Here is an 11,999-nt window from a genome sequence, read left to right on the forward strand (position 1 = left end):
AGAGGAAGGTGAAGGCATGGCGGCATCGGTACACCGCGAGGCAGCGGGACGGCGCACGGTGGTGGTGACCGGCGCGGGCAGCGGCATTGGACGAGCCGTGGCGCTGGCGTTCGCGCACGAAGGGGCACACCTGGTGCTCAACGACCTGCCCCAGCAGCCGGGCATCCAGGCGGTGGCGGAAGAGGCGAAGGCGCTGGGGGCTGTCTGCGATCTGCGCCTTTGCGACGTGGCGGACCCGGACGCGGTGCGGTCGATGTTTACGGGGCTTGCGCGAGTGGACGTGTTGGTCAACGCGGCGGGCTATTTGCGCGAGGCGCCGTTCACCGAGATGACCGATGAGGAATGGGACCGCATGATCCGGGTGCACCTGTACGGGACGTTCCACACCTGCCGGGAGGCGGCCCGGATCATGAAAACCCACGGCGGCGGGCGGATTGTGAACATCTCGTCCGACTTAGGGCAGATTGGGTGCGAACGGTTGGCCCACTACGCGGCTGCAAAAGGCGGCGTGATTGCGTTGACGAAGAGTTTGGCGCGGGAGCTGGCGGGAGACGGGATTTTGGTCAACAGCGTGGCGCCGGGCGCCACCCTCACCCCGCTCGTCGAGCAATTGGGTGAGGCGTACATCGCGGAGGAGGCGGCGCGGTACCCGCTCAAGCGCTTGGGCCGACCGGAGGAGATTGCCGCGGTGGTGTACTTCTTGGCTTCCGACGGCGCGAGCTTCATGACAGGTCAGATTGTGGGGGTCAACGGCGGCGGCGTGATGATGGGCTGAATTCCCTCGCCGCGGCCGCGCGCGGCAGGAAAAGGACGAGGAAACAAGGACGAGATAGAAGCGCTGCGAAAGAAGGTGATGCGGGTGAACATCGCGGAATTTCTCGGGTACGACCGGCACGGCACCATCCAGGAGATTCCCACCACGCTCAACCGGAGCAAGCTGGGAACGCTGGGCGTGTCGCTGGCGGCGCTCGGCTTCAACGCGCCGGCGTGGGTGGCCGCTTCCTCGATGTCCATCTTGTACGGCATCGTGGGCACCGCGGCGCCGTTGACGCTGCTCATCGCCTACGTGTTTCCGATGCTGGTGTTGGCGCTGGCGCTTGTGTATCTGACGCGGCTCGCGCCGAGTGCGGGCGGCATCTTCACGTTCGCGTCGCGGTTTCTCCACTCCGACGCGGGCACCATCCTCGGCTGGGCGTACGTGGTCATGGCGGCGACCGTCACGCCGATGACCGCGGTGATTGGCGCCGAGTACATCCAGGCGCTCATTCCGGCGCTCAAAGGCGGGGTGCTGGCGCAGGTCATCGGGACGGTGATGGTCCTCACCTTTATGGTGGTCAGCCTGCGGGGGATTGAGATCACAGCCCGCGCCGCGGCGACGTTCCTGGTGTTCGAGGTGGGCGTGGTCGTCGGGCTGGGGCTCCTCGGCATCCTCCACCCGGACATCGCTCATCCGTCGTTCTCCAGCCTCTACTCCGTCTCAGCGGCCGGAGGATGGGGTGCCGTCGGCCGGGGCGTACTGTTTGGTTTGTGGATGCTCGCCAATTTCGACTCAGCCATCAACTTCATCGAAGAGGCCAAGGTGCCCGTGCGGACCATCCAGCGCTCGCTTATCTTGGTGCTCTCGGCCGCGTTCGTGATCTACAGCATCGCAGCCATCGGCTGGCAGTTCGCCATCCCGGTGGATCAGCTGGCAAAGATTGTGGAGAGCGGCGATGGCGGGCCGATTGCGGCGGTGGCGCACAAGTACCTGCCGAACTGGCTGAACTGGATCGCCGTCTTCGTCGTCATCACTTCCGCCTCCGCCGGCTTGCAGATCTCAATGACTTCCGGGGCGCGGGCGGCGTACCGCATGAGTCAGGACGGGCACCTGCCGGCGGTGCTCGGCCGAGTCAACGGCAAGAAGGTGCCTTGGGTCATCACGGTGCTCATCTCGGCGTACGCCGTCCTGCTCGTGTGGCTCAAACCCCTCGCCGACCTGCAGTGGTATTACGATGTCATCACCATCACGTTGGTGATCTCGTACATGACGGCGCTCATGGCGTTCATCGCGGTGACGTTCCGGAAGCGGCCGCTGGGCCAGGCGCTCCTCGTCAACATCCTGCCCGCGCTGTCGCTGTTGGTGCTCGCGTACATCGGATACACGGCGGGTGCGGTGCCGGCATCGCCCGGCGATTTGTACAACGCATGGTATATGGGTGGCCTCGTCGTGCTGACGGGCGCGCTGTGGGTGTGGTACGGGAAGCGGTCGCGGTCCGCACCGCCCCCTGCGACAGGGGCCCATCCGATGCCTGCGGAATCCACGGGGAGTGAGGCGCCTTGACGTGGTTGAAAGGGTATCGCATGGCGGTGGCGCTGTGCTTCGACGTGGACGCGGAGGCGGGTTGGGTGACCGATCCAACCAACCGACGGCGGCTGTCGCTCCTCTCGGCGGCCGCCTTCGGGCGGCGCGTGGGGGTCGGGCGCATCCTGGAGTTGCTCGCGAAGCACCAGCTGCGAGCAACGTTCTTCATACCCGGCTACACGGCCGAGATTGACCCGGACGTGGTGCGCCGCATTGCAGCCGCGGGCCACGCGGTCGGGTGTCACGGGTATCACCACGAGCGCACCGACACCCTCACCTGGGAGGAGGAGGACGACATCCTGCGCCGGTCGAAAGCGGTGCTCGCGGCGCTGACGGGCGCCCAACCCATCGGGTACCGGGCGCCGTGGTGGGAGCTGACGCCCCAGACCCTGGTGTTGCTCGACCGGCACGGGTTTTTATACGATAGCAGCCTCATGGGCCTCGACCGTCCGTACTTGGTGCGGGTTCCGGAGACGGATCGCACGTTGTTCGAGATCCCTGTGACTTGGTTGCTCGACGACTGGGAGCAGTTTGCGTACAGCGCTGTGCCCGCGAGCGGCTGTGTCATTGAGGAGCCGGATAAGGTCTTCCGGCTGTGGAAGGCGGAGTTCGACGCCCTCTGTGCGGCGGGGGGAGTGTTCACCCTGACCATGCACCCGGAGGTCATCGGACGGGCCTCCCGGATCCGGATGCTCGATGACCTCATTCAAGCGATGAAGCAGCATCCGGGCGTGTGGTTTTGCACGCTGGACGAATTGTACGCCGCGTGGTCCAGCGGCGAGGTGGAGGCACCGGTGTTCGACTACTGAAACCGTAGCCACCGCCTGTGACGCGCAAGCGGGATGCTTCGCCCGTCCGGCTGCGGAAACCGGCGATCTGAGACAGAGGGGATGGAAGAGACCGTGGCATCCGACATGATGCGTTATCCACGCTTCGAGGGCATCCGGACGTTCATGCGGCTTCCGTACGAGCCAGCGCCGGTGGCATGCGATGCGGTCATCCTCGGGGCGCCGTTCGATACGGCGGCCAGTTTTCGGAGCGGCGCGCGCTTTGGCCCGGAAGCCATCCGCCGGATTTCTTCCTTGCTTCGTCCGGCCAACGTCCATCACCGGGTGCGGCCGCTCGATTGGCTGCGGGTGGTGGACGGCGGTGACGCCATGGTCATCCCGGGCAACACGTCGCGCAGCCATGACCTGATTGAAGCAGCGGTGTCCGGCTGGGTCAGCCAGGGCGCGGTGCCAATCACGCTTGGCGGCGATCATTCCATCGCGTTGGCGGAATTGCGCGCGCTGGCGAAACACCACGGTCCGCTGTCGCTAATCCATTTCGACGCCCACGGCGACACCTGGGACGAGTATTGGGGTGAGCGGTACACCCATGGAACACCGTTTCGCAGGGCGGTGGAAGAGGGGCTGTTGGATCCGGCGCGATCGACGCAGATTGGCATCCGCGGGACGGTGTATGACCCGGACGACATCGAGGAAGGCAGGCGCCTGGGCTTTGCGGTGTGGACCATCGACGAGGTCCGTCAGCGCGGCCTGGACGGCGTCATGACGGCGGCCCGCGAGCGAGCCGGGCGTGCGAAGGTGTTCGTGAGCTTCGACATCGATTGCCTGGATCCGGCGTACGCACCGGGGACGGGGACGCCGGAGATTGGGGGATTCACCACCCATGAGGCGCTGGCGCTGGTGCACGGCCTCAAGGGTCTGCACCTCGTCGGTTTTGATGTGGTGGAGGTGCTGCCGGCGCTCGACGTGGCGGAGATCACGGCATTGGCCGCGGCGACAATGGTGTTTGAATTCCTGAGCCTCCTGGCGGCCGCGAAACGGGACGCCGCAGGCCAACCCGGTTAGCGGCGGGCATCGTGCGCGTGCAGGCCGAACATGGAGAAACCGCGTGGATAGCAGATGATGTGGAGGGAGCGTGGGTGACCATGCATATTCAGATGAAGTCCGCGCCCATTTTGAAAAACTTCATCGGCGGGAAGTGGGTCGAGTCGAAATCCACGGTTCGGGAGGTGGTGTTCAATCCGGCGCTCGGGGAGCCGTTGGCCGAGGTGCCGCTGTCCACGCGCGAGGACGTGGCGGCGGCGGTCGCGGCGGCCAAAGAGGCGTTTCGGACCTGGAGCCGCACACCGGTGCCGAAGCGGGCGAGAATTTTGTTTCGTTTTCAACAGTTGCTGGTGGAGCACTGGGACGAACTTGCCCGGCTCATCACCACGGAGAACGGCAAGAGCTACAAGGACGCGTACGGCGAGGTGCAGCGCGGCATCGAGTGTGTCGAGTTTGCCGCCGGCGTCCCGACCTTGATGATGGGGTCGCAGTTGCCGGACATCGCCACCGATATGGAGTCGGGGATGTACCGTTATCCCCTCGGCGTCGTCGCGGGCATCACCCCGTTCAACTTTCCGATGATGGTCCCGGCCTGGATGTTCCCGCTCGCCATCGCCTGCGGCAACACGGTGGTGCTCAAGCCGTCGGAGCGGGCGCCGCTGTCCGCCAACCGCCTGGCGGAGCTGTTCGCGGAAGCCGGTCTCCCGGACGGGGTGCTCAACGTCGTCCATGGCGCGAACGACGTGGTCAACGCCATGTTGGAGCACGAGGACATCCGGGCCATTTCGTTCGTCGGATCGCAGCCGGTGGCCGAGTATGTGTACCGGAAGGCGGCCGCGCACGGCAAGCGCGTGCAGGCGTTGGCCGGCGCAAAGAACCACACCATCGTCATGCCCGACGCCGATCTCGACCAGGCGGTGAAACAGATCATCACGGCGGCGTTCGGATCCGCGGGTGAGCGTTGCATGGCCGCTTCGGTGGTGGTGCCGGTCGGCTCCATCGCCGACGCCCTGGTGGAGAAACTGGTGCGGGCGGCGGATGAAATCAAAATCGGCAACGGATTGGACGAAGATGTTTTTCTTGGCCCCGTCATCCGCGAGGCACACAAAGAGCGGACCTTGCGGTACATCGAGTTGGGCGAACAGGAGGGTGCGCTGCTGGTCCGCGACGGGCGAAAGGACGAAGCGGTGCGCGGGCCTGGGTATTTCGTGGGGCCGACGATTTTCGACCACGTGCGACCGGGGATGAAGCTGTGGACCGACGAGATCTTCGCGCCGGTGCTGTCCATCGTGCGGGCGAAGGACCTCGATGAAGCCATCGCGATTGCGAACCAATCCGAGTTTGCCAACGGTGCCTGCATCTTCACCCACGACGCGCGCGCCATCCGCAAGTTCCGGGAAGAGATTGACGCCGGCATGCTCGGGGTCAACGTCGGCGTGCCGGCTCCGATGGCGTTTTTCCCGTTCTCCGGATGGAAGAAGTCGTTCTACGGGGATCTGCATGCCAACGGCCGTGACGGGGTGGAGTTCTACACAAGGAAGAAAATGGTCACCGCCCGCTACGACCACCTGTGAACGACCGCCTGTGAGGTGCCGCGTGGATTCCACGAAGCGCATCGTTTACTCCGCCAACGCATGATCCGCCTGGAGATCCGCCCCGTTCCACAGGGCTTTCGCCGTCCATGGGACGGGCGGATGGGCCCAAAACGGGTCGTCCGGGGGCAGGCCGAGCGGGAGCAGGCCGGTGGTGCACAGATACAGGCTGCCGGTGGAGATGTAACCTTCGGCCAAGCCCGGTTGATGGCCGCAGAGGCCGATGCGCAACCACCCGTCCTGGTCGAACGTGCCAGGGGCGTGCAGCGTCCGTTGGAGCACCGCCGTCAGTGCGCACCGTACCTGCGCCGGTGTGACTTCCGGCGGCAGGAGGCGCAACAGCGCCATCTGCGCCAGGGCATGGAACGCGCCCAACCGGTACGTGATGGACCGCCCGAGGGGCGGGTACGATCCGTCGGGGCCAATCAGCCGCTCGAGCACGGCCGCGTATCGCTGCGCCCGGCGGAGGATGGGTTCGCGCAGTGCCGCCCAATCCGGGTGGTGGTGCGCCATGCGCAGCGTGATGTCGACGAGCATCGGGTGGATGACGAAGCTGTTGTAGTAATCCCAGTGGAAAGATGGCCCGTCGCCGTACGCCCCGTCTCCCACGTACCACTGCTCGAACTGCCGCAGGGCGTAGTCCACCCGCACCTGGTCCCAGTCCTGGCCCATGAAATGCAGGGCCGTCTCGATCATCGCGGAGAACAGCAGCCAGTTGTTGAATGGCGGCTTGCGGCCGTAGCGCGTGGCTTGAAGACAGGCGATGATCTGCCCCTGCACCCGCGGCGTGAGTTTGTGCCACAGCTCGGTGGGCGCCCGCAGGATGGCCTGCGCCAAGAACGCTGTGTCGACGATGGGCTGACCCCCTTCCGTAAAGTTCATGAAGTCGGGCGAACCCGGATCGGTCGCCGCGTCCAGCGCCTCGCGCGCCAGCGCGGCATAGTGCTGCCGGCGTTCCTCCTCGTCGCCGGTCAGCCCGTGCAGCTCCAACCAGGGTGCCGTGCCGACCAAGGTGCGGCTGAACGCCTCGAGGTGCGTGTAACGGGCGCGATCGCGCTCCCTTGCCTCGACGGGCATGCGTCGTTTGAGTTCCCGCGCCGCCAGGGCGGACAGCACCGGGTGGATGATGCGCAGAAGCGTATCCAGCCAGAGACTGCGTTCCGTCAGGCCGGGCGAGGAGGGATGCGGCATGGGGGCAACCTCCTTGCTCAAGGTGGTCGTCACCGTGTCACAGAGAGACTTTTCATGTTCGTGGATGATAACACAACCTTCAGGTCGGCGGGAGACGCTTTCATGCCTCCGTCGGCTTCGCCGTTTGCTCATGTTCCTTCACCCACCCAAGCAGCAGCGACGAGACCACCACCAACCCCATCGGCACAAAGAAGATGTGCGGCGAGTAGCCCGGGATGAGGTTCGGGGTGAGATAACCGAGCAGGGATGCGGTCTGCGACAAAAACAGATAGAGCGAGCTGCCAAAGCCGGTCCGTGTCAGGAACATGCGCTGCACGTAACTCATGCCCACGCTGTAGAGCACCGACACATAGAACGAATGCACGGGCTGCATCGCCACCAGCCAAGGCAAGGCGGGATGCAGCGCGTACACCGCGTACACGCCGAAGCCCAGCGCGGCGGCGATCCGGATGACGCGCACGGTACCGTAGCGCGCGGCGGCGTACCCGGCCACCGTCATCCACAGCAGTTCGAAGATGGCTTGGACACTCCAAAGGTGAGAGACGAGGGCCGGACTGTGGTAAAGGGCGTCGACGACGAGCGGAAAATAAAGGCCGCGGATGGCGTCGCCGCACAACAGGATGAGCAGGGCGAAGATGCCGATCCACTGAAACGGGATCGCGGACTGCGGCAGCGGGCGGTAGCCGCTGGTGCGCTCCCGGTACCCTGCAAGCAGCAACAGGATCAATGCATAGCTTACGAAGTTTCCCCACAACACCCCGGCGAACGAGACGGCGGTGAACAGCTCGGCGCCGAGCAACAGGCCGAGAAAGAAGCCGCAGCTCATCATCGCGCGCAGCCAGACGATGGCCATTTCCGCGATGGCGGGCGCTTCGACCGTGAAATGGCTGCGCGCCATGGCGAACAACTGCCCCATGATGACCCCGGCCGGACTGGTCGCCAGGACCATGGCGCCAAGCGCCGTCAGAAAGCTGTCCGCATGCAGGTACCACAACAGCCCTGCCATGCAGAGAACCGCGGCGAGGATGGGCAGGGTCCGTTTGTGCCGCACCCTGTCGCTGGCGATCCCGGTCCCGAGCGTCACGGCCATATCGGTGAGGAGCGATACGGAGACGAGCACCGATACCTGCAACTTGGTCAGCCCGACGTGTTGGGCGAGATAGATGGCATTCATCGGGCGCAGGATGCCCTGGGCGCATCCGTACGCCAGCATCGCCGTGAAGAGGCGCCAGCTGCCGGGGATGCGCAAGAACGCCCGCACATCCTGCCCCATGCGTGTCAAGTGCTCTTCACGCCCCATCCGTTCACACCGTTCGCCGCCGGCTCAGCTCGCTGCGGCGATCCGCTGCTTTTCCCGGGCCCGCCTGGCCCCCCTGCACCGCCCGATCCACGCCCTCCGGTTCCCCCGGGGCCCCCGGCCTGCGTGGCGAGCGCCTGCTTGTGCGACGGCATCAGCAGCGTCAACACGAGCGTGACGACGGCCGTGCCGAGCACCATCGCGAAGACCGTGTGCAGCCCGCTGGCCAAAAACGCGTGCACCCGGGTCAGCAGAGCGCCCGTCAAAATATGCCCGCCCCCGGGCTTCAGCCACTGGTTGACGTTCATCGCCTGTTGCCGGTAGGGTGCCGGAATGTGCGCCTCGGCATAGCGGGTGAGGGCCTGGTTGAAGTACGTGCCGTAGACCGCCACACCGATGGTCTGGCCGAGCGAGCGGACGAACGTGCTCGACGCGGTCGCGGCGCCGCGCAGGTTCCAGCCGACCGCCGCCTGCACGAGCACCGTGATGGGCGTGGTGCAGTAGCCCATGCCGAGGCCCACCACCACCATGATGGCCGTGAACCACCAGGCGGGCGCGTCCACTTCCGCGCGGCTGAGCCAGGCCGCGCCGAGCGTGATGAGCACGCCGCCGATGACGGCCGTCGTCTTCGATCCGATGCGGTACATGAATCTCCCGGCCAGGGTGCTGCCGATGGGCCAGGCGATGGACATCGGCAAGAGCGTGAGGCCGGAGTTAGTGGCGCTGAAGCCCAAGATGCCTTGAATCCACATCGGCAGGTAGGCGGTGATGCCGATGAGCACCGCCGCGCTGAAGAAGCCGACCAGGTTCGACATGGTGATGACGCGCATGCGGAACAGGCGCAGCGGCAGCATCGGCTCCGGCGCCCTCGCCTCGATGGCGACGAACAGCGCGAGCAGCGCCACCGCCCCGGCGAACAGGCCGATGAGGGTGGGCGAGTTCCAGGCGTATTTCTGCCCGCCGCTCAGCAGGGCGTACAACAGAAGCGATGCGCCGGCCGTGAACGTGGCTGCGCCGAGATAGTCGATGGGCCGCCGTGCGCGATGAAACGATTCATGCAGCGCCACCCAGACAAGCAGCAGGGAGACCGCGCCCACCGGCAGGTTGATGAAGAAGATCCAGCGCCATGTGACGTGATCGACAAAGAAGCCGCCGACCAGCGGTCCGATGAGGCCGGCGATGCCCCACACAGCGCTGAACAGCCCCTGCATCTTCGCCCGCTGTTCCCCCGGGAACAAATCGCCGATGATGGTGAACGTCACCGGCATCACAGCTCCCGCGCCGATGCCCTGGAAGGCGCGGAACCAAATGAGCTGCGTCATGGTGTGGGCGAGACCCGAGAGCATCGAACCGAGCACGAACAGGACGACGCCGATGGTGAAGACCACCTTGCGGCCGTAGAGATCGGCCAGCTTCCCGTAGATAGGCGTGGTGACCGCCGTCGTCAGGGTGTAGATGGCGAACACCCAGCTCATCAGGTCGAGCCCGCCGAGGTCCGCGACGATGCGCGGCATGGCGGTGCCGACGACGGTGACGTCGATGGCCACGAGCAGGGTGGCGACCATCATGGCGACGGTGACCAAGACGCGGTTGGTCGTTCTCTGCATGACTTTCCCTCCGCCTGGATGCCGGATGCAGTCAATCAGGTCCATGATAGCAGGTTTCCGGAGGCGGCGACAGCCGTGCGCTTCATCGGGTGAGGGGGGCACCGGGTCGCTTGCAGGGATGGCGCTTTAAGGCCGTTTTAAGCGAGGCCCTGTAGATTGCACATCAGAAGGACAGCACGAGCGCAGGAGGTGCGGGAGATGATACGGTGGAACAAGAACCAGGCCTTGGCGAGCGCGTTGGCGGCGTGCCTGGCGACCGGGTTGGTGAGCGCGCCTGCGGTGTGGGCCCGGGGCGCGGCGGATCAGCAGGCGGAGTTCACCGCGCACTATCAGCACAACCAGCAGTTGGAGGCGCAACTGCTGCAGCAAGCCGAAGCGGGCAACGTCAACAACGACACCATCGCCAAGCTCAAGGCGACCATCGACACGCTCAACCAGCAAATCGCCGCCTTGTACGTGGCCGAACAGGCGCTGGCCAACGCCGAGGCGACCATCCCGGCGGAGCAGCAGACCAACGCGACGCTGCAAGCCTTGTTGCAGCAGAAAGCCAAGCTTGAGTCGCAGATCAAGTCGGATCAACAGGCGAGCAAAGGAAACAAAGGGAACCATCGCGGGGCGCAGGCGCGCGCGGATCTGCAGAATCGCCAGGCGCTTATGGCGCAGTTGAACCAGATCAACTTCCAAATCAAGCAATTGCAGCGCCAGGCGTCGCAGTGGCAGAAGAAACCGTTGGCCGGGGCCCTGCAGGAGCTGCAGTCGTCCATCTTTCACCTGCAGGCGGCGGTGATCCACTACACGAATCTGTGGATCCAGCTTGAGAAACCGCAGGCGTCCGCGTCCGTCCCCGCCAGCATCACCGGCTTGGCGTACGTGGCGTCCACCGTCACCGTGCCCGCCGACGGGTCGGCGCCGGTGACGGACGTGGTGGCGGCGCAACCGACGGTGAAGGATGCAGCCGGCAACGTGCTCAGCGCCAACGGCGTCTACAAGCTGTCCGGGCCGTCCGGCGCGAAAGGCGTCAGCATCGATCCGACGACGGGCACCATCACGGTCCTGCCCGGTGCCACGCCCGGCGTCTACACCGTGACCTACACGCAGGGCAAGGTGTCGGAGAGCGTGACCATCACCGTCACGGCGCAAGCCGCTGCCCAATAACGCGCACGCGCAGCGTCCCGGCGTATGGACGCGTCCGCGGCGCGGTATGTTCAAAGTGTGCCGGTTCCATTCCCTCGTCCGGTGAGGTGAACCATCCCCCCGTTCCCCTCGCCGCGAGGGTTGGACCTCCTGCGGCGGCCGCTTTGCCTCCCCGTATCCCAGCGGGCCGCGGCAGGGGGGCATAGATGCTCCTTGATGCACAGGTGGCGCGTCGCCCAAATCTGGCTGGTGACCAGGGCGCGCGCCATTTGTGCGTTATAATGAAAGCGGAGGGGAGACGGGTGCGCATCTTGCTGATGGACGACGAAGCGGCGTTCGCGCGCGCGCTGCAGCAAAGCCTGCGCGAACACCACTACGAGGTCGACGTGGCGCACGACGGGGAGACCGGGCTCGACATGGCCCGCACGGGCACCTACGACCTGCTCATCGTCGACGTGATGATGCCCAAGCTCTCCGGGTACGACGTGGTGCGCACGCTGCGCCAGGAGAAAGACTCGACCGCCATCCTCCTGTTGACCGCCAAGGACGGGGTGGAGAGCCGCGTCGAAGGCCTGGACGCGGGTGCCGACGACTACTTGGTGAAACCGTTTGCACTCCCTGAGTTGCTGGCCCGCGTGCGTGCGCTCACCCGGCGCAGCGGCGCGTTCATGGGTGCGCAGAGCCTGCAGTGCGGGGCGCTTTGCCTGGACTTGGTGACGAGATCGATCACGCTGTTCGGCGAGCCGCTGCATTTGAGCGGCAAGGAGTTTCAACTGATGGAGCTGTTCATGCGCAACCCTGGCCGCGTCCTGCCCAAGGTGCTCATCCTGGAACGGGTCTGGGGCTACGATACGGCGGCCGACGTCAACGTGGTCGAAATCTACGTCCACATGCTGCGCCGCAAGCTGGCGGCACATGCGCAGAAGCTCGGGCGCACCGCGGCGGACGGCCTGCCGGTGATCGAGACGGTGCGCGGTGTCGGCTACATGTTGAAGGGGGCATGAC

Annotated in this window: 10 protein-coding genes; 7 read left to right on the forward strand and 3 right to left on the reverse strand. The window is 65.6% G+C overall.

All coding sequences use genetic code 11. The annotated features are described in order from the left end of the window. The first annotated feature begins 16 nt into the window (after window positions 1-16). From IEX97_RS03415 to IEX97_RS03435, 5 genes are all read left to right on the forward strand, one after another. The gene (locus IEX97_RS03415; RefSeq protein WP_188881154.1) at window positions 17-775 is read left to right on the forward strand and encodes an SDR family NAD(P)-dependent oxidoreductase; all 759 of its coding nucleotides are present in this window, start codon (window positions 17-19) and stop codon (window positions 773-775) included. Between the two features lie 84 nt (window positions 776-859). Continuing rightward, the gene (locus IEX97_RS03420; protein ID WP_188881155.1) at window positions 860-2,320 is read left to right on the forward strand and encodes an APC family permease; all 1,461 of its coding nucleotides are present in this window, start codon (window positions 860-862) and stop codon (window positions 2,318-2,320) included. Beyond that, window positions 2,317-3,150 carry a polysaccharide deacetylase family protein gene (locus tag IEX97_RS03425; RefSeq protein WP_229776328.1) on the forward strand — a complete coding sequence of 278 codons (834 nt, stop codon included), beginning with the start codon at window positions 2,317-2,319 and terminating at the stop codon, window positions 3,148-3,150. Before IEX97_RS03420 ends, IEX97_RS03425 begins: the two co-directional genes overlap by 4 nt. A gap of 81 nt (window positions 3,151-3,231) precedes the next feature. Beyond that, a complete protein-coding gene (gene speB / locus IEX97_RS03430; RefSeq protein WP_188881156.1) occupies window positions 3,232-4,194 on the forward strand; it encodes an agmatinase in 963 nt (320 codons plus the stop codon). Window positions 4,195-4,274: 80 nt separating this feature from the next. Next, entirely contained in the window at window positions 4,275-5,747 is a 1,473-nt protein-coding gene (locus IEX97_RS03435; protein WP_308426178.1) for a CoA-acylating methylmalonate-semialdehyde dehydrogenase, read from the forward strand. Between the two features lie 45 nt (window positions 5,748-5,792). On the opposite strand, the gene IEX97_RS03440 is transcribed toward IEX97_RS03435, so the two are convergent. The 3 genes from IEX97_RS03440 to IEX97_RS03450 form a co-directional block, all read right to left on the reverse strand. Further along, entirely contained in the window at window positions 5,793-6,956 is a 1,164-nt protein-coding gene (locus tag IEX97_RS03440; RefSeq protein ID WP_229776330.1) for a DUF2264 domain-containing protein, read from the reverse strand. Window positions 6,957-7,056: 100 nt separating this feature from the next. Beyond that, entirely contained in the window at window positions 7,057-8,256 is a 1,200-nt protein-coding gene (locus IEX97_RS03445; RefSeq protein WP_229776332.1) for an MFS transporter, read from the reverse strand. After that, window positions 8,235-9,860, reverse strand: a complete 1,626-nt coding sequence (locus tag IEX97_RS03450) for an MDR family MFS transporter (protein WP_188881157.1) — start codon at window positions 9,858-9,860, stop codon at window positions 8,235-8,237. Before IEX97_RS03450 ends, IEX97_RS03445 begins: the two co-directional genes overlap by 22 nt. A gap of 198 nt (window positions 9,861-10,058) precedes the next feature. Here IEX97_RS03450 and IEX97_RS03455 point away from each other — a divergent pair, with 198 nt between their 5' ends. Further along, a complete protein-coding gene (locus IEX97_RS03455) occupies window positions 10,059-11,015 on the forward strand; it encodes a hypothetical protein (RefSeq protein ID WP_188881158.1) in 957 nt (318 codons plus the stop codon). Window positions 11,016-11,296: 281 nt separating this feature from the next. Then, window positions 11,297-11,998, forward strand: coding sequence for a response regulator transcription factor (locus IEX97_RS03460; RefSeq protein WP_229776334.1), 702 nt, complete (start codon window positions 11,297-11,299; stop codon window positions 11,996-11,998). Window position 11,999: the final 1 nt, after the last annotated feature.

This window comes from Paenalicyclobacillus cellulosilyticus, assembly GCF_014647315.1.
Taxonomy (GTDB): domain Bacteria; phylum Bacillota; class Bacilli; order Alicyclobacillales; family Alicyclobacillaceae; genus Alicyclobacillus_J; species Alicyclobacillus_J cellulosilyticus.